Origin of the sequence: Mesorhizobium silamurunense, assembly GCF_014843825.1 — a bacterium.
Lineage (GTDB): Bacteria > Pseudomonadota > Alphaproteobacteria > Rhizobiales > Rhizobiaceae > Mesorhizobium > Mesorhizobium silamurunense.
In genome coordinates this window covers 1-17,922 of the sequence record NZ_JHQR01000196.1, presented here as the reverse complement: position 1 = coordinate 17,922, position 17,922 = coordinate 1, and the positions used below count along the sequence as shown (strand labels likewise).

At 63.6% G+C, this 17,922-nt stretch carries 20 protein-coding genes and 1 pseudogene; 9 read left to right on the top strand and 12 right to left on the bottom strand.

The genetic code is table 11. From position 1 onward, the window contains the following. The first annotated feature begins 41 nt into the window (after positions 1-41). The 5 genes from DH10_RS21790 (at position 42) to DH10_RS21770 (ending at position 5,847) form a co-directional block, all read left to right on the top strand. The gene (locus DH10_RS21790) at positions 42-2,480 is read left to right on the top strand and encodes a GcvT family protein (RefSeq protein WP_192385306.1); all 2,439 of its coding nucleotides are present in this window, start codon (positions 42-44) and stop codon (positions 2,478-2,480) included. A 45-nt stretch (positions 2,481-2,525) separates the two neighbouring features. Then, positions 2,526-3,611, top strand: a complete 1,086-nt coding sequence (locus DH10_RS21785) for an alcohol dehydrogenase family protein (protein ID WP_192244707.1) — start codon at positions 2,526-2,528, stop codon at positions 3,609-3,611. A 104-nt stretch (positions 3,612-3,715) separates the two neighbouring features. Next, complete coding sequence (locus DH10_RS21780) at positions 3,716-4,039, top strand: DUF2934 domain-containing protein (RefSeq protein WP_192244709.1); 324 nt, start codon at positions 3,716-3,718, stop codon at positions 4,037-4,039. A gap of 218 nt (positions 4,040-4,257) precedes the next feature. After that, entirely contained in the window at positions 4,258-5,208 is a 951-nt protein-coding gene (locus tag DH10_RS21775) for a S1/P1 nuclease (protein WP_192244712.1), read from the top strand. 171 nt (positions 5,209-5,379) lie between these two features. After that, positions 5,380-5,847, top strand: coding sequence for a methyltransferase family protein (locus tag DH10_RS21770; RefSeq protein ID WP_192244714.1), 468 nt, complete (start codon positions 5,380-5,382; stop codon positions 5,845-5,847). A 58-nt stretch (positions 5,848-5,905) separates the two neighbouring features. Here DH10_RS21770 and DH10_RS21765 read toward each other — a convergent pair whose 3' ends face one another. The 4 genes from DH10_RS21765 to DH10_RS21750 all read right to left on the bottom strand — a co-directional run bounded on the left by DH10_RS21765 (position 5,906) and on the right by DH10_RS21750 (position 8,205). Then, positions 5,906-6,178 carry a PilZ domain-containing protein gene (locus DH10_RS21765; protein ID WP_192244716.1) on the bottom strand — a complete coding sequence of 91 codons (273 nt, stop codon included), beginning with the start codon at positions 6,176-6,178 and terminating at the stop codon, positions 5,906-5,908. 186 nt (positions 6,179-6,364) lie between these two features. Continuing rightward, a complete protein-coding gene (locus DH10_RS21760) occupies positions 6,365-7,690 on the bottom strand; it encodes a cation diffusion facilitator family transporter (RefSeq protein ID WP_192385305.1) in 1,326 nt (441 codons plus the stop codon). 7 nt (positions 7,691-7,697) lie between these two features. Beyond that, on the bottom strand, positions 7,698-7,955 hold the full coding sequence (locus DH10_RS21755) for a metal-sensing transcriptional repressor (protein ID WP_040973109.1): 258 nt from the start codon (positions 7,953-7,955) through the stop codon (positions 7,698-7,700). A gap of 100 nt (positions 7,956-8,055) precedes the next feature. After that, a complete protein-coding gene (locus DH10_RS21750; protein ID WP_095770090.1) occupies positions 8,056-8,205 on the bottom strand; it encodes a hypothetical protein in 150 nt (49 codons plus the stop codon). Positions 8,206-8,626: 421 nt separating this feature from the next. On the opposite strand from DH10_RS21750, the gene DH10_RS21745 reads away from it, so the two are divergent. Then, a complete protein-coding gene (locus tag DH10_RS21745; protein ID WP_210324999.1) occupies positions 8,627-8,809 on the top strand; it encodes a hypothetical protein in 183 nt (60 codons plus the stop codon). 59 nt (positions 8,810-8,868) lie between these two features. On the opposite strand, the pseudogene DH10_RS37125 reads toward DH10_RS21745, so the two are convergent. The 5 genes and pseudogenes from DH10_RS37125 to DH10_RS21725 form a co-directional block, all read right to left on the bottom strand. Beyond that, a pseudogene (locus tag DH10_RS37125) lies at positions 8,869-9,045 on the bottom strand (sulfite exporter TauE/SafE family protein); the annotation flags it as partial. Between the two features lie 8 nt (positions 9,046-9,053). Then, entirely contained in the window at positions 9,054-9,461 is a 408-nt protein-coding gene (gene arsC / locus DH10_RS21740) for an arsenate reductase (glutaredoxin) (RefSeq protein WP_192244720.1), read from the bottom strand. Continuing rightward, positions 9,458-10,171 (bottom strand): aquaporin, encoded by a 714-nt coding sequence (locus DH10_RS21735; RefSeq protein ID WP_192244722.1) that lies wholly within the window; start codon positions 10,169-10,171, stop codon positions 9,458-9,460. The genes arsC and DH10_RS21735 overlap by 4 nt, the downstream gene beginning before the upstream one ends. Next, the gene (locus DH10_RS21730) at positions 10,168-10,518 is read right to left on the bottom strand and encodes an ArsR/SmtB family transcription factor (RefSeq protein ID WP_192244724.1); all 351 of its coding nucleotides are present in this window, start codon (positions 10,516-10,518) and stop codon (positions 10,168-10,170) included. The genes DH10_RS21735 and DH10_RS21730 overlap by 4 nt, the downstream gene beginning before the upstream one ends. 511 nt (positions 10,519-11,029) lie before the next feature. Beyond that, the gene (locus DH10_RS21725; RefSeq protein ID WP_192244726.1) at positions 11,030-11,248 is read right to left on the bottom strand and encodes a hypothetical protein; all 219 of its coding nucleotides are present in this window, start codon (positions 11,246-11,248) and stop codon (positions 11,030-11,032) included. A 247-nt stretch (positions 11,249-11,495) separates the two neighbouring features. Here DH10_RS21725 and DH10_RS21720 point away from each other — a divergent pair, with 247 nt between their 5' ends. Beyond that, a complete protein-coding gene (locus tag DH10_RS21720) occupies positions 11,496-12,896 on the top strand; it encodes a sensor histidine kinase (RefSeq protein WP_192244729.1) in 1,401 nt (466 codons plus the stop codon). Continuing rightward, positions 12,893-13,537: a response regulator gene (locus tag DH10_RS21715; protein WP_192244731.1), complete on the top strand. Its 645-nt coding sequence runs from the start codon at positions 12,893-12,895 to the stop codon at positions 13,535-13,537. The genes DH10_RS21720 and DH10_RS21715 overlap by 4 nt, the downstream gene beginning before the upstream one ends. Positions 13,538-13,710: 173 nt before the next feature. On the opposite strand, the gene DH10_RS21710 is transcribed toward DH10_RS21715, so the two are convergent. From DH10_RS21710 to DH10_RS21700, 3 genes are all read right to left on the bottom strand, one after another. After that, positions 13,711-14,172 (bottom strand): hypothetical protein, encoded by a 462-nt coding sequence (locus tag DH10_RS21710; protein WP_192244733.1) that lies wholly within the window; start codon positions 14,170-14,172, stop codon positions 13,711-13,713. A gap of 811 nt (positions 14,173-14,983) precedes the next feature. Next, positions 14,984-15,508, bottom strand: a complete 525-nt coding sequence (locus tag DH10_RS21705; protein WP_192244735.1) for a hypothetical protein — start codon at positions 15,506-15,508, stop codon at positions 14,984-14,986. 320 nt (positions 15,509-15,828) lie between these two features. Beyond that, positions 15,829-16,857, bottom strand: a complete 1,029-nt coding sequence (locus DH10_RS21700; RefSeq protein WP_246505887.1) for an EamA family transporter — start codon at positions 16,855-16,857, stop codon at positions 15,829-15,831. 449 nt (positions 16,858-17,306) lie between these two features. Here DH10_RS21700 and DH10_RS21695 point away from each other — a divergent pair. Next, positions 17,307-17,922 (top strand): acyltransferase family protein (locus tag DH10_RS21695; protein WP_192385304.1); only part of this gene is annotated, 616 nt, incomplete at its 3' end.

The window sequence follows — 17,922 nt, the reverse complement described above, 5'->3', positions numbered from 1 at the left end:
TCGGCGGCGCTCTTTGAAAACGGTCCGGATTTGGTGATTTGATGCAGACACATGCGAGAGTGGTGATCGTCGGCGGAGGCTGCGTCGGCGCCGGCATCTTGTATGGCTTGGCCAAGCGCGGCTGGACCGACGTGGCGCTGCTCGAGCGCACCCAATTGACGGCCGGCTCGACCTGGCATGCGGCAGGCCTCGTCCCGTCCTATGCCCGCAACATCAATGTCGGGCGGATGATCAAGAAGACCATCGAGATCTATGAAGGGCTCGAGGCCGAGACCGGGCAGCCGGTCGGCTGGCACAAATGCGGCCAGTTGCGCATCGCCAATTCCAGGGATCGGCTCGACGAGTTCAAGAGCTATATGAGCGTCGCCGACGTCCAGGGCATGCGGGCGCAATTGCTGACGCCGGCGGAGGCCAGGGAGCTCTGCCCGCTTCTCGACAACGACCATATGCTCGGCGCGCTCTATCATCCGGACGACGGCCATATCGCGCCGGCCGACGTGACCCATGCCATGGCCAAAGGCGCGCGGGATCTGGGCAGCAAGGTCTATCTCAACACCGAAGTCACCGGGTTCAAGCGGACGCCCGGTGGCGAATGGCTCGTGCAGACGAACAAGGGCGACATAACCTGCGAGCACGTGATCTGCGCCACCGGCAACTATGCGCGCCAAACCGGCGCGTTGCTCGGCCTCGACATCCCGGCGATCCCGATCCTGCACCAGTACTGGATCACCGAAGCCGTGCCGGAGGTCGTGGAGCGCAAGCGGCAGGGACGTCCCGAAATGCCGATCCTGCGCGACGAGGGTTTTGAGGGGTATCTGCGCGAAGAAGGCGACGGCCTGATGTTCGGGCCTTATGAGCGCACCGAGCACCTCAAGCTATTCGCGGAGGACGGCGTCCCCGCCTGGTTCGGCGCCGATCTTGTCGAGGAGGATTTCGAGGCGGTGTCGTGGAACTGGGAGCAGGCACTGCAGCTGGTTCCGGAGCTGGGACGAGTGGGCATCAAGGCCAATGTCCGCGGCCCGTTCCAGATGACCGCGGACGAGCTGCCCTTGATGGGGCCGGCCTGGGGCCTGCCCAATGTGTGGCTGGCCGAGGGCGTGCCGGGCGGTATCCTGTGGGGCGGCACGATCGGCTACTATCTGTCGGAGCGGATCGTCGAGGGCGGCAACAGCCTCGACACGTCCGATCTCGACCCGCGCCGCTTCGGCGACTATGCCAACAAGGCCTGGACGCGCGAAAAGGTCCGCGAGGCCTGGGGCACGCATGCGGAACAAAAATATCCCGGACAGGACATGCCCGCCGCCCGGCCGCAGAAGACCGCGCCCTCCTATGCGAGGCTGACCGAGCTCGGCGCGGTCTGGGGCGTGCTCAACGGCTGGGAAATGCCCAACTGGTTCGCGCCGAAGGGCGTCGAGGCCAAGGACCAGTATAGCTGGCGCTGGACGCCCAAGGGGAATTTCGTCGCCGAGGAAGTCCAGGCGGTGCGCAACGCCGTCGGCCTGGTCGAGATGACCCCGATGACCAAGTTCGAGGTTTCGGGGCCGAACGCTGCCGCCTGGCTCGACAACATCCTCGCCAACCGGCTGCCAGCGGCCGGCCGGGTGACGCTCGCGCATCACCTCACGGTGGGAGGCGGCGTGCAGGCGGAATACATGATCGCTCGCCTCAAGGACGATCTCTTCTACCTTATCTCGACGCCGCGCGCGGAGCGCTGGAATTTCGACGATCTCTCAAGACTGCTTCCCGCCGACGGCAATGTCAGCCTGAGGAACGTCACCAACGACCGCGGCTGCTTCACGGTCGTTGGCCCCAAGGCGCGCGAGGTGCTGCAACCGCTGTCGGAGGTCGAACTTTCGAACGAAAGCTTCCCATGGTTCAGCGTGAAGACCGGCAGCGTCGCTCTGGCCAGCGACGTCAGGCTGCTGCGCGTCAACTATGAAGGCGAGCTCGGCTGGGAGCTCTATCATCCGCTACACTACCAGCGGCAGCTGCTGGACGCGATCCTGAAGGAGGGCGAGAAGCACGGCATGCGGCTCGTCGGGCTGCATGCGCTGGAGTCGCTCAGGCTCGAAAAATCCTATCGCGCCATGTATCGCGACATGAATCCTGAGCTCAACGCGCTGGAGAGCGGGCTCGAGCGTTTCATCCGCCTCGACAAGGGCGATTTTGTCGGGCGCGACGCGGTGCTGAAATACAAGGCAAGGGGCGACCAGCGCCGGTCGGTCACGCTCAGAATTGAAACCGACGGCGCGAGCACGCTCGCTTCCGAGGGCCTCTACATCGACGGCGCGCTGGTCGGGCGCATCACGTCGGGCGGCTATGGCTACGCGCTCGGGCATGACGTGGCGCTGGCGCTCTTGCCGGAGCGTCTCAGCAAGCCCGGCACGAAGCTGGACGTCGCGATCCTGGGGGAATGGAAGGTCGCCGAGGTGATCGCGGATTCGCCTTACGACCCGACCTCGGCCAGGGCGCGGATGTAATCAGACCATCGAGCACGGGAGATGGGAAGCTTGATACCGGAGACGATGAAAGCCGTTCTCCTGACCGGACATGGCGGTTTCGACAAACTCGTCTACCGCGAAGTGCCGGTGCCGAAGCCTGGCGAGGGTGAACTGCTGATCGAGGTCGCCGCGGCCGGGATCAACAACACCGACATCAACACGCGCATCGGCTGGTATTCAAAAACGGTGACGTCCGAAACCGCCAGCGGCGGCGCGGGAGGCTTTGCCGCCGTCGACGACGCGGATGCGGGCTGGTCCGGCACGGCTCTCGAGTTCCCGCGCGTCCAGGGCGCGGATGTATGCGGCCGCGTCGTCGCCGTCGGCAATGGCGGCACGGCCGAACGCATCGGAGAACGCGTCCTGGTGCGCAACATGCTGCGCACCTATGTCGGCTATCGCCCCTACGGATGCTGGACGCTCGGCAGCGAGTGCGAAGGCGGCTTCGCGCAGTTCGTGGTGGCTCCCGCGCGGGAAACCTACACCGTGCGCTGCGACTGGAAGGACGAGGAACTGGCCGCTGTGCCATGCGCCTATTCGACGGCGGAGAACATGCTGCACAGGGCACGCGTGGGGACCGAGCGCGTGCTGGTCACCGGTGCTTCGGGCGGCGTCGGATTGGCGGCGGTTCAACTGGCCAGGCGCCGTGGCGCGACGGTCATTGCGGCCTGTTCGGCGTCCAAGGCGGCGGCGGTGCTGGCGCAAGGAGCGGATCGGACGATCGATCGGGACGCCGACCTGAGAGAAACTCTCGGCGCGGGATCGGTCGACGTTGTCATCGACGTCGTCGGCGGACCTCGGCTCCCGCAATTGCTCGATACGCTGCGGCGCGGCGGCCGATATGTGGTGGCGGGCGCCATCGGAGGCCCGATCTCCGAAATCGACCTGCGTACGATCTATCTCAACGACCTCACCCTTTACGGCTGCACTTTCCAGGAAGACGAGGTTTTTGAGAACCTCGTCGGATACATCGGGCGGAACGAGTTCAGGCCACTTGTCTCGCGGGTCTACCCGCTGCGGGAGATCGTCAAAGCCCAGCAGGACTTCCTCTCGAAAGCGTACCCCGGAAAGCTCGTCCTAGTGCCTGAGCGCGACAGCTCGACGTCAGGCTGACGCGATTTTGTCGTAGCGACGACGCAGGCGACCGGTCATCTTTGCACCGCCACGGATCGTTCCGCCCTGCCCTGCGTTGATCACCACGCACGGAGGAAACAGCAATGGACGACGATCGGATCGAGAAGATCAGACAGCGCGCCTACGAGATCTGGCAGCGCGAGGGCAGCCTCGATGGCGACCATGAGCGGCACTGGCATCAGGCCGAGATGGAAATCGATCGCGAAGCGGCCCTGCCGCTGACGGCGGACGACGCGCTGCCTGAAACGCGAGGGTCCGGCAGCGCTGATGTGCTGACGGTCGAGGCGCTGGCTGAGCGCACCGGGATCAGCAGCGGGCAGGCGCAGGAACTGCTCGATCGGCTGGGCAACGACCGGGCCGCGATCGAGCAGGCGGCGCAGAGCATCCAGGCGCGGACAAGGCCCTAAAGCGCGTCGCGATCTTTCAGATTCGCTCCATGTGCTTTAGGTTTTCGATTTTACGCATGTCTTTATCCCGTAACCGGTTCCCACTTTCGGGAGACATGCTTTAACCGCGAAGCGCCAGACAACAGCCTCTCCGCACGATAGCGGCATGGGAAGCCGCTTGTTTGTGACACGCGCCTGCATTGTACTTTCCAGGATCCAAACCTTGGGGAGGCAAGGCGATGACCTGGAAAGCGGCGGCGGTTTCCTTGGCGGCGGCGATGTCGATGGATGGGGCGATGTGTGGCCAGGCGCTGGCCTGGGGCCAGGAAGGCCATGCCGTGATTGCCGAGATCGCGCAGCACAGGCTGAGCAAAGACGCCTATGGGGCGATCGAGCAGCTCTTGCGTTCGCATCTCAAGCTGAAGCTGCCGGCGACGGTCTCTCTGGCCTCGGTCGCGAGTTGGGCCGACGACTATCGCGCCGAGAACCACAAGGAGACGTCGAACTGGCATTTCGTCGACATTCCGCTGGCGTCGAAGCCCGGCGACACGACGGCCGGCGCCACCGCTTACGACCCGGCACGCGATTGCAAGGACGATGCGAGTTTCGGCACCTGCCTGATGAAGGCGCTGCCGGCGCAGGAGAAAATCCTTGCCGATCCGAAGAAGAGCGACGAGGAGCGCTGGAAGGCGCTCGCCTTCGTTGTCCATCTGGTCGGCGACCTGTCGCAGCCGCTGCACTGCGTCGAGCGGATGGACAACAACCAGGGCGACCAGGGCGGCAACACGCTGACGGTCACCTTCAACGTCTCGCGGCCGAAGCCGGACGGTTCCACCTACCGCGACCTCACCACCTTCCATGCGGTGTGGGGTTCGAGCCTGATCCTGTTCAAATACTATGATTGGGGCAAGGTCGCGCTCGACCTCGAGACCGAGGTCATCCCCAATCTCGCGCCGATGCCGGCGGCTGACCAGACGCCTGAGAAATGGCTGGCCGCCTGCCACGCAGCAGCGGAGGACGCCTATCGCGCCCTGCCCAAGGGCACGTCGATCAAGTCGGACAACCCGCACGAGGTGATCCTCGACCAGGCCTATTTCGAAAAATTCTCGCCGGTCGCCGTCGAGCAGCTCGCGCTCGGCGGACTGCATCTGGCCGCCGTGCTCAATGAGACGCTGGCGGTTGACAAGTAAGCGGCGGAGAAAGGCCACTTCTGGAGAAGTGCCGCTGACTTGGAGCGGCTCAGCTTTGATGGGGCTGACCCGCTCCAAGCCTGCCCCGCCAAGCGGCGATTGCCGCGCGGCCCGCGCGGATGCATAGTCGGGAGACGGCAATGGCGCCTGGCTCGACCGGCGGAAATGGCCATGAACGACGAAAAAGACAATCCCGGCGTCGCGGTGTTCCCGCCGCTGCTGTTCCTTGTAGCGCTGATCCTTATTCTGGCGCTGCGCTATGTCTGGCCGCTGGCGATCGGCGGCAGACCGCTGACCATGGTGCTGGGCATCGCGCTTGCGGCCCTTGCGATCGCCATCATCGCCTGGGGCCGCATGACGATGCAGCGCGGGGGCACCAATATCGACCCGACGAAGCCGACGCTGGCGATCGTCACCGGCGGCCCGTTCGGCTTCAGCCGCAACCCGCTCTATGTCGGCCTGATGGGGCTGCTTCTCGGGATCGGGCTCGTGTTCGATACCTGGTGGGGCGTGCTCGCTCTCGTCCCGATCTTCCTCGTCCTGCATTCCGGCGTGGTGCTGCGCGAAGAGGCCTATCTGGAGCGCAAGTTCGGCGAGCCCTATCGCGCCTACAAGGCGAGCGTGCGCCGCTATCTCTAAGGCGATGCCGCGCACCTGATCCATGCGATCGGCCCAGCAGGTGGGCGTGTTTCGGCCGTCAGCCCTTCATCGAGTTGCTGAATATCTGCACGCCGACGCGCTCGTTGCGCCGCCAGCGCACCACGGCGCGATAGACGGCATCGTCGTCGGGAACAATCAGCGTGAAGCGGTCCGGCAGTTCCACCTGCGGCCCGACGCGCAGTTCGGCGCCATGCTCGTGCTGGTTTCGGATGGAGCACCGGATGCTGGCGTCGCTGGTGACGATCGTGGCCTGCTTCAGCACGAATTCTCGTGAATGAAGACGGCGCTCTGCGTGGGGAAAGGTGGCCATGGTGCACTCGTCCCGGAACTCTTCGGCGGGCTCAGCTTCCCAACCGCGACGCTGTACCATAGCAGCGAGGCCTTTCCGATCCGTTAGCGGTTGCTAATCGCTGTCGGCTGGAGGCGAGCCCATTTCCGCAGACTTTGCAGCCCGAAGTTGGCGTCGGCAACAGGCCACCGAGCAGACGCCCTTTCTTCAATACGCATGCGCGTGGTGATGGCCTTCCGGCTCCATCATGGCGAAAAGCAGATTCTCGCTGTTGGTGCCGGCCGCGAGCTGCAGCCTGGCGCTGAACTCATGCGGCTCGGCCGGGGCGACGAGGCTCTGCAGATAGTGATGATCGCCGCCGACCGGCGACAGCGGCAGGCGCTCGACCCTACCGCCAGGCCGCTCGATGGCGACATGCGCCTGCAGCCCCTCGGCATGGCGCGACAGGCGCAGCCGCATGCGTTCGCCCTGCGGCGTGTCGACGATCTCCAGGAGCCCGCTGGCGAGCTTGCCCGACACCAGGAACGGATCGGGAGCGTGATGGTGGGCACCTTCGGCCTGCGGCCCGGCGAAACGGACCGTGGCGACGTCGAGCGCGGGAATGTGGGCAAAGAGCTCGGCTTTCAGCGATGCGGCGATGTTGTTTGCCGCGGCGAGCAGCAGACCGTCATTGACCGCAATCGCCACGTCGACATGCAGCTTGTGGCCGAGCCAGCGGGCCTTCGCCTCGACCACCTTCTCGATGCCTACGACATGTTCGGCAGCATGATGGATCTCGTCGACCAACCCGGGCTCCACCCCGTCCAACATCCGGGTCAACACCGACCGCGCCGACTGCCACACAATGCCAAAGATGGCGACGGTGATGATGAGGCCGATGATCGGATCCGCAAGCGGATAGCCGATCCAGACGCCGATCGCGCCTACGACGACGGCGAGGCTGGTGAGCCCGTCGGTGCGGGCATGATAGCCGTCGGCGACCAGCGCGGCGCTGTTGATCTGCCGGCCGACGCGAATGCGGAACACCGCCACCGTCTCATTGCCAAGAAAGCCGATGACGCCGGCAGCGGCAAGCCAGCCAAGGAACCGCACCGGCTGGGGATTGAGCAGGCGGTCGATCGCCTCGTTTCCGGCGACAATCGCGCTCCCCAGGATGATGAGAACGATGACGATGCCGGCGAGGTCCTCGACCCGACCGAGGCCGTAGGTAAAGGTCCGGGTCGGCTTGCGGCGCGCCATCGCGAAGGCGATCCAGAGAGGTATGGCGGTGGTCGCGTCGGCAATGTTGTGGATGGTGTCGGCGAGCAGCGCCACGCTGCCCGAAATCGCGACGACGGTAACCTGCAAGGCAGCGCTGACCGCCAGGATGACGAAGGACCATTTGATCGCCCAAATGCCGCGATCGGTCGTCGCGATCGTGGCGTCGATCACGCCATGCGTATGACCGTGCGGACCGTGATGATCATGGCTGTGCCCGCCATAGGTATGTCCATGCGCCCCGAACCCGAACCAGTCCAGAATTCTTGCCCACATGGTGGCCTCACAGATATTTGGTGAGCTGCTTCAGCTCCTTGAGCGTGTCCCTGGTCGGCTCGCCGCCTTCGACCAGGCAATGCTCCATGTGGTCGTGGATCAGCTCGCGCTTGGCGTTGCCGACGGCGCTTTCGACGGCATGAAGCTGTTGCGCCAGATCGAGGCAGGAGCGCCCCTGCTCGAACATGGTGAGCACAGCGGCCAGATGGCCATGCGCGCGCTTGAGCCGGGCGATGATGTCGGGATGGGAGCTATGTATCGTCATGCGGGCTATCCTATCCCCCAGGGTAGGATATAGCAACGAGCGACGCGTCAAACGTGCGGGTTGGCTCTACGGGCCAATCCGGTCGATCTGCCTGAAGAAACTAATGCCGCTTGAAGTACTGCACTTCGCGTTCGTGCTTCTCGGCAGCCTCGCGCGACTTGAAGGTGCCGAGATTCCGGCGCTTGCCGGTCCTCGGATCCACCTTGCGCGAATAGAGACGGTATTCGCCGGACTTCAGCTTGCGGATCATGGCAACCTCCTGTGCGCAGATGATCCTAAACCCTTTGGAACCATGCCGGTTCCAGGTCAAAATTGCCAACGGGTCAGGGTTCCGCCGATCGATGCTCGCCCCGTGCATCCGGCTGGCAGCATCCCGAAACCGGGCGCGAAACGTGAGACCGCAGACTAGCAAAAAATCGAAGCAGGGTCGTGGCGAGGCGTCTTTCGTGGTTTGCTTGCCATCGGGGTTGCCTCCGGGCAGCGTCCGCGGCGCGAAACCGGCGGTAGGCCGGCCAACAGGCCCGACCGAAAGTGATCCATTTCACGGAAGCGCCGGGCCGAATGTCGGAATCGAGACGGCAGCGACACAATTCGGTCGGATTATTTGTACTCAAATGACTTCCGTAACGTTAGGGTAGCGTTGCGGGCATGCCGGACTGGAGGAGGATGAGATGGTGACGGCGAAGCTTCACGGCGTCGAACTCGTCAAGGGCCAGAAGTGGACGGTGCGCGTCACCGCCTACGGCACCACGCTGACCTTCCCCTTCGAAGCCGAGCAATATGCCCGCTCCTATGCCGACGGCCAGGCCTTCCGCCTCGGTGTCGAAGTGGTCGAACTGAAGGACTGCGCCTAAAGCGGTTCGCCGTTTCGATCACCGGCGCACGAGCGCAACCAGACCGGCGCAGGGCCCCAGACGATTCCCAGGCTTGTCGCCTTGTTGAGGATTACCGCTTCAAACGCTCCGAAGCGGAAGAGACCTATGAGCAGGGGCAAGCGGAACTCGGCTCCGTCCAATCCGGTAAGGCCACCAAGCGCGCCAATGCCCGCGCCGGACGCGAATGTCAGCGGTTTGTTGTGAGCCTGCTGTATCGCGCCCCTCAGCGTGGCGTGTAGGCGACCTTTTCGCCATCCTCCTTGATAAACTCCCGCACCGGATTGTCGAGCAGCGGCAGCACCGCCTCCGAAGGCCGGCAGAGTTTTGTCCCTTTCGGCGTCTCGACGATCGGCCGGTTGATGAGGATCGGATGGGCGAGCATGAAATCGATCAGCTCGTCGTCGCTCCATTTCGGATCGGCGAGACCAAGCTCGGCGTAAGGCGTTCCCTTCTCCCGCAACAACTCACGCGGAGTGATCCCCATCGCCGCAATCAATTCCAGCAGCCGCTCGCGGCTCGGCGGCGTCTTCAGATATTCGATCACCACCGGCTCCTCACCGCTGGCGCGGATCATGGCGAGCGTGTTGCGCGAGGTGCCGCAAGCGGGGTTGTGGTAGATCGTGACCGTCATGACTTGCCTTTGGATGGTTGGGCTTTCAGTGGCTCAGATTGCTGAATGATGTCAGGCCGTAGCAGCCAGCCCATCAGCGCCAGCGCGATCAGGGCGCCGAGCAGTTCGGCTACGATGAAGCCCGGCAGGTCGACCGGCCTGATGCCGGAAAAGCTGTTGGTGAGCGAACGCGCCACCGCGACGGCCGGATTGGCGAAGGAGGTGGAGGCCGTGAACCAGTAGGCGGCTGTGATGAAGAGGCCGACCAGCCATGGCACGGCCCGTCGGTCGAAGCGCAGGCCGGCGAGGATGACGGCGACAAGGCCGAATGTCGCGACAACTTCCGAGAACCATTGCGCCGGTCCGGCGCGCAGCTTCGTCGCGATCTCCAGAACCGGCAGGCCGAACATGAGGTGCGCGCCGATGGTGCCGGCGATGCCGCCGGCGAACTGCGCGGCGAGATAGGCCGGCAGATCGCGGGCCGGCAGCGATCGGTTCAAACAGAAGACGAGCGAGACGGCCGGATTGAAATGCGCACCGGAGATCTGCCCGAGGATGGTGATCAGCACCACCAGCATGGCGCCGGTCGCCAGCGTGTTGCCAAGCAACGCCAGCGCCGTGTCATGCGTCAGCGCGTCGGCCATGATGCCGGAGCCGACCACCGTTGCCACCAGCAGGCCGGTGCCCAGTGCTTCGGCGACAACCCGGCGCGGCAGATCGTAGGAGATCATTGCCGCCTCCCCTCGCCCGGCTGGCAGCAGGGCGTGGCAAGCGCCGGCGCGCAGATTTCCGGACGGCCCGAGCAGCAATCCTCCATCAGGAAGCGGATCAGGCCGGAAAGTGCATCATATTCCGCGCTGTAGACGATCGAGCGCGCGTCACGCCGCGCGGTCACGAGGCCAGCGCGCTCCAGTTCCTTGAGATGGAAGCTGACATTGGAAGGCGAGACCCCGACCTGTTCGGCAAGCGAACCGGCGGCGATGCCGTCAGGCCCGGCAACGACCAGCGACCGAAGCAGCCTCAGCCGCGTCTCCTGCGACAGCGCGCCAAAGGCGACCAGGGCTTGACGCTCATCCACGTTTCAATAATCCTTGAAATATTGAAATGATGGATAGCCGATATGTTTTATCCTGACAATCGGAAAATCGCCCCTGCCCCCCGTCGAGATCGAGCTGTCGCCGCGGCCGGCGCGCTGCAAGCCGCGCGACCGCCGGCTGGAAGACCGGAAGGCGGCCGGCGCATCATGTTCTCCGGCTGCGAGCGGCGAGGCCTGTTGCAGTTAACCGAATTGTCGGCGCCCCGGCGCAGGCAAATTAGCGATCTCTTGTATTTCTTGCAAATGAGGATCATGCTTGGGTCAATGCGTGGCAACCTGATGCGCAGCGGGGGTGGGTATAATAAAAAGGTAAGGCGTCATGGGATTGGCAGTCTGCTATGATCACAGCGGGATTGATCTGGCTTGGTCGATCTTCCTCGGCATCACCGCGGTTTTCATGCTCATGGCGCCATTGGCCGCTGCGCGGCTGGTCGCAATATCGCGCGCGGATTCAGTCGGACAGCTTCAGACGGCATAACGGCTGAGGGCCGCCCTACCCGGGGGTGACCTTTCGCATGGGAGCTTCGCCAAACAGCGCGGAGCAGTCGATTTCGTCGCGGAAATGCGCATCGGGATCGAGCACCAGCCATGACGTATGCGTGCGAAGGTTCCTTAGCCTGGCGTTCTTTTCCGCGCGCGCCTGGCGCTCCGCCTCGGCAAGCGAGGCAAGGCCCGGCCTCTCGGCGTTGTGAGGGAAAGAACTCTTCGGCATAGCGACACAAAACGCGGTCGCCCCGCTTTGCGTTCCGCCGGAAGCAGCGCGGCCAACCCCGCCTTTTTCTCTATCGCAAGCCGCCTGAATCCGTTTCAGCGCGACGCGCTTTAGAGCCTTCCAATGGCCATTCGCATCCGGCAGCCGCGATGGCGTTAACCCCTTCCCTGGACGCAGGACCAAGGTCGGTGTCGCAATCGCCGCGGCTGGCCTATAGTCTTTGCTCGTGGTGGGGTGAATCGCGCATATGCCCAGGGAGACTTTGAAGCGACTTGTGCAAATCTGGAGCGGGCTGTCGCTGGCCTGGCAGTTTGTGATTGCCGGCGGCATTGGACTATTGGCGGTGATGCTCGTGGTTGGCCTCTGGGTGACATCGCAGATCCGCCAAGGGGTGATGCACAACTCGGCCACCACGACAGCGCTCTATGTCGACAGCGTCATTGCGCCGCTGCTGCCGGACCTGCGCAAGAGCCGTCAGCTCGACGACACGGTCAAGCGGGCGCTGGACGAAACACTCGGCCAGGGCGCGCTCGGCAAGACACTGGTGTCGTTCAAGTTGTGGAGGCGCGACGGCACCGTGCTCTACGCCGACGACTCGGCGCTGATCGGCAAGACCTTTCCTCCCAACCCCAATCTGATCTCGGCCTTCGCCGGCAATGTCGTGGCCGAATACAACGATCTCACCGACGACCCTGAGACCCGCGAAGAGAAAGCGGTGAATGCGCCGCTGTTCGAGATCTACAACCCCGTGCGCGAGCCCTGGTCGGGCCAAGTGGTGGCGGTGTCAGAATTCTACGAGATCGCCGACGATTTCCAGCAGACGCTAAACTCGGCGTTGAGATGGACCTGGCTAGTAGTGGCCGGCGCCACGGCGGCCTCGCTGGCGCTGTTGTCGGGCATCGTGTTTCGCGGCAGCCGCACCATCCAGACACAGCGTGCCGCGCTGGAAGCCAAGGTCACCGAGTTGCAAGCGGCGCTGGCACAGAACTCGTCGCTGCGCCAGCGCGTGCAGCGCGCCTCGCGCCGCGCCACCGCCATCAACGAGCGCTACCTGCGGCGCATCGGCGCCGACCTGCATGACGGCCCGGCGCAATTGGTGGCGCTTGCCGCGCTCAGGATGGACAGTCCGGTGCTGGTCGATCCCGCGACGCCGAAACCGCAGCGCGAAGCCGAGATCGCCGGCATCCATAAGACGCTCGGCGAGGCGATGCGCGAGATACGCGGCATCTGTAACGGCCTGGTGCTGCCGCAGATCGAGACGCAGGCGGTCGCCGACATATTGCGGCTGGCGGTCGCCGAGCATGAGCGCCGCACCGACACCAAAGTGTTGCTGACGCTGCCGGAGCGCTTGCCCGAACTCGGCACCTCGGAGAAGATCAGCATCTATCGTTTCGTACAGGAAGGGCTTAACAACGCCTACCGGCACGGCAGGGGCAAGGGCCAGCAGGTGAGAGCCACGATGAAGGGCGGCAAGCTTTTGGTCGAGGTGCAGGACACCGGTCCGGGCTTCGACCCCGCACGGAGCGAAGGCCTCGGGCTCGCCGGCCTCAGGGAGCGTATCGAAAGCATTGGCGGGCAATTCGAGACGCTTTCGGGCCCTGGGGGAACGAGACTGGTAATCACATTGTCTGTCGAGGAGCAGCCGTGACCGCACCCATCCGCATCGCTATTGTCGACGACCATCCGCTGTTTCGCGAGGGCGTGGCGCGCAGCCTCGGCGAGATCGGCGGCTTCGAGCTTGTGGGCGAAGGCGCCAGCGCCGAGGACGCCGAAAGGCTAGTCCGCGCCAGCGCGCCCGACGTGCTGCTGCTCGACATCAGCATGCCGGGCGGCGGCCTCAATGCGCTGGCCGGCATCCTTTCGGCGGCGCCCGAGCAGAAGATCGTCATGCTCACCGTGTCCGAGACCAATGCCGACGTTGCCCAGGCGCTGAAGGCGGGCGCGCGCGGTTATGTGCTGAAAGGCGTCGGCTCCAAGTCGCTGGCCGAGATCCTGCGCGACGTCGCCAACGGCCAGAGCTACGTGTCGCCGACGCTCTCGGCGCGGCTGCTGTCGGACCTCTTGCAGCCCACCAGCCGCAAGCCCGACCCGCTCAGCCAGCTCACCAGCCGTGAAGCCGAGATCCTGAGGCTGGTGGCCGAGGGCCTGAGCAACAAGGAAGTCGCCGCCCGCCTGTCGCTGCAGGAAAAGACGGTCAAGCACCACATGACCCGAGTGCTCGCCAAACTCAACGTGCGCAACCGGACCGAGGCCGCGCTGCTGATGCATGAGGCGAGAGACAGGAATTAGTGAATGGTGAATAGTGAATAGTGGGTGGTTGGTGAGTAGAAGCTGACGTCACGGCGCCGCCGTCTCACCATTCACTATTCACCATTCACCATCCCCAAAGTAATCACCCCCGCCTCCGGAAGACGGGGGTGACATGCGAGGGTGCGGGAAAAGGGGGTAGCTTCTCTCAACCCTCACAAGCCTAGCAGGCGGGCCAGATCCTCCTGGGTCGCCCAGCGGTCGACTATGGTGCGGCCTAGCGCATCCGTCATCTCGAAGCGCCCGTTCTCGATCTCTTCCTTCATGCCGTTGCGGTGGATGACGGTGATCTTGTTGCCGTCGATCTTTACGGTATCGCCGGTCGTCGCATTGACATGGCTGGCGGACTTGCCTGGGTTGGTGTTGCCTTTGCCGCTGTTGTTTCCAGGACCGGCATTGGCATTGCCGCCACCGGCATTGCCGTTGCCTGAATTGCCACCGCTGTTGCCGCCATTGCCGCCGCCACCCCCACCATGACCATTGCCGGCATAAGCGGTGGCCACTAGGAGCTTGGCGAGGCTATCGGGGGTGAAATGAACAGTCACGACAGCAAGCGCCAGCGCGGCCGCGGCGCGCAGCGTAAGGCGGACAAACCTTTTGGAGGCGGGTTCGCGCATGCTGTCCTTGGTTCATGCCGGTTCCGCCTCGGCCCTGCCGAAGTTCCGCTCTCAGCCGAGCCAAGGCGGAACCGGTATCCCAGAAAAGATTCACGGTTTGGTAAGGCTACGGAAGCGGCCCACGACCCATGCCATGCCCGATCGGACCTTTTTTGCGGCCGCTTGGGGACCATCGTCGCAACTAAAGCGCGTCGCGATCTTTCAGATACGCTCCGGCGCTTTAGGTTTTTGATTTTACGCATGTCTTTGTCCCGAAACCGGTTCCCACTTCGGGAAACATGCTTTAAGCGCGTCGCGATGAAGCGTATCCAGGCGACGCGCTTTAGTCCTTGTTTTTGCGCATGTCGTCTTCCCAAAACCGCTGCGCACTTTTGGGCGATATGCTTGGAGGGAGAAACAACTCGGAGCCGCGACTGCCGCTGCGTTAACCAAATCGCTTGGAAATTGGCTAGCAATTCATTATGACTGTGGCTCGCGAGAACGACGCGGACACTCAACGAACCGCGGCATGCTATGGCGCGTGCCATCTTGGACACGGAAAGTGCCGTAACCCTTTGATTTGCGTGTGGACTGTTTCCCCGGCCTGCGGGGGCCATGCGCCAAGAGCCCGCCTTACCTCGGCAGCCGTCCCAAGGGCCCAAAAAAGTACCCCCGCCAAAAGGCGGGGGTAAGGTGAGCAGCGGGAGTTCTGTCGTAAGACGATCAGGACCGAAGAGACGAAGCAAAAGGTGGCAACCTGATTTTGCAGCGCTGGCCTTTGGTCCCTTAATGATCTAACCCAGATAGAACCTCGCTCTCACAAACTCTGTTCTCATAGACTCTTCAGTCGATTGAGATCGGCGATTGTGGCCTTACGATCGACGATGGTGCGACCAAACTTGTCCTCCATCCTGAACCTGCCGTCTTCGACCGCCTCCTTCATTCCGTTCCGGTGCGTGACCTGGATGCTATTGCCACTAACCTCGACCTTGTCGCCGGTCGCCGCGTTCACATGATCGTCGACATCGGCGGCGCTACTACTTGCGGCACTGTTCGTTGCGCCCTTGCTGTTGCCGCTGTTTCCGATACCGTTGCCGTTTCCGTTGTTGCCGCTCGAGTTGCCGTTCCCGTTATTGCCGCCGCCGTTACTGTTTCCGTTTCCGCCGCCGCTATTTCCGCCCCCGCTATTTCCGCCGCCGCTGTTCCCACCGCCGTTGCCGTTGCCATTGCCGCCTTTGCCGGCATAGGCCTTGGCCACGACAGGACCGTCAAAGGAGAGATGAAAAGGCGCGACAACAAGCGCCAGCGCAGTGAGCGCCCGCAAGCCAAGCCTGCAGCCCATGCGCGATACGCGCATCCCATTCTCCCCTTGCCAGCCATCCGACCCTTCGGCCGAACTACCCCACCGGCAATGTCGCAGCATCAGCATCCCCAATCAGCGCGTCGTGGGGAAGTGGCCCACGACCCTTGTCTTGTTTTCTCAGACCTTTTTCGCAACGATATCGGACCTAAGTCCTATCTCAACCACCAGATGTGGTCGGGCGCGGCTGCGCGCACAGCTTTTTTCTTGCGTGGGTTGCGCTGAAATGGATTCAGGCATCGCGCTTTAAGTCTTTGTTTTGATGCATGTCGTTCTCCCAAAACCGCTGCGCACTTTTGGGCGACATGCATTGAGCCTTAACCAGGCGACGGAACCGGCGCCCTCGCCGTCACGGCCGCGCCGAACGCAGCGGCGATCACGGCGCCGATACCGGCGCATTGCAACACGCTCAGGCTCTCGTGCAGGAAGAAAAAACCGGTCAGCGCGCCGCCCGCGGGCTCCAGGCATACGATCATGCCATAGACTTTCGCCGGCATTCTGGCGAGAACCATCATCTCCAGCCAGAAGGGCAGCGCGCTGGAGAACAGCCCGATGACGATCGCGGCCGCCATGACATGCGGGTCGGTGAGATAAGGTTCCGCGGCGGTGAAGCCGAAAGGCAGCGCGACCAGCGCGGCGATCGCCATGCCATAGGCCGAGGTGCGGGCGCCAAGCTCGGTGCCGGCCTTCTGCGCGAAGATGATATAGAGCCCCCAGCAGCCGCCGGCGGCGAGCGCAAGCAGCACGCCCACCGGATCGAGCCCGCGGCTGACATCGGCGAAGGGGGAAAGCAGCACGATGCCGGCGACCGCCAGCACCACCCAGACGACGTCGAGGAAGCGCCTGGAGCCAAGGGTGGCGACGAAAAGCGGGCCGGTGAATTCGAGCGCCACGCAGATACCCAGCGGAATGCGCTCGAGCGCGGCATAGAAGAGCAGGTTCATGACCGAAACGGTGACGCCATAGGCGGCAAGCCAGGGCAGTCCCCTTCGTGTCGGCAGCACTTTCCATGGCCTGAGCACCGCCGCCAGCATCAGCGCGCCGATGACGAGTCTCAGCATCGTCGTGCCCTCCGCCCCGAGGACCGGAAACAGGCCCTTGGCGAAGGCGGCGCCCACCTGCACCGAAAGAATGGCGCCAAGCAGGCCGACGACGGGTAAGGCGCCCAGCTGCGCCTCCGGTTTTGCGATCGGCGTCGACGTCACTCCATCCCCCTGCCCGCATGGTCGGATGCGGGGATAAGGCCTGGCGACCACATTGTCGTGAGGCAGCGGGCGGCGGATGGTGGGACAGGCGGCGACCGCCGCCGGCAGGATTGCTGCATCGCACAAGACTTTGAAACTCAAGACGCTTTTTCGCGGAACCGCCGAAGAACCCTGAGGCACAAAAAGGTGCCTGCTTCGATACCTCCATTGTTCCCGCTATGGTTGCCGAACCAATTCGCCAACATCCTTTACGATAAATACTTCCAAATATTCAGACCAACTACCCAAAAACATATAGGACCATTGGACAGACGTCCGACTAAACTCGGCATCCAACTATGGCAAACACCCATGGACATCACAGCTTTATTTCAAAGCCGTAAGGATTTTGTGTTGCGCTGCAACATCAACCGCTACAATCGTTGAGCGGGGATGCGCAGTGGAGGATGACGTTAATTGATCCGGGTGGGCATTCCGTTGGCCTGCAAAGATGGCGTTCTCGCTTCGGACGGCGATTTGTCGACTGGCAGATCGGACCGGCTTGGGGCCTCCAACGCCGGATCTTGCGGCAGACCTGGCGGACGCCGCTGATGGCGAACGCGCGCGACATCCAGCTGGACGCGTTGCGGGCCGTTGCCGTGACGCTGGTGCTTTACGCGCATTTCCTCGCGCCAAACGGCACCTCCTTCCTCGGCCATCTCGGCGTTCGGCTGTTCTTCGTACTCTCCGGCTTCCTGATCACGCGGCTTTTGCTGGAGGCGCGCGACGCCGCCTCATTCGAGGCCGGACCGGCGCTGCGTTCCTTCTATGCCAGGCGCATGATCCGCATCTTCCCGCCCTATTTCGCGGTGCTGGCGCTGGTCTGGTTCACCGACCTGGAACAGTCCAGATCGTCACTCGCCTGGCATGCGCTCTATCTCTCGAATTTCTGGTATGCGCTGCGCAACGATTGGAACCCTTGGCTGCTCTGCCATTTCTGGAGCCTCAGCATCGAGGAGCAGTTCTATCTGGCCTGGCCGCTGATCGTGCTTCTGGCGCCGCGCAGGCGCATCGAAGCGATCACCATCGGCGTCATCTGCTTCTCGCTCGCCTACCGCTTCTACTGGCCGATCACCGCCGACCCGGCGCTCGCGCGCGATCTGTTGCCGCCGGCCTCGATGGATGCGCTTGGCTGCGGCGCCCTGCTTGCGGTGCGCCGCGCCAGGG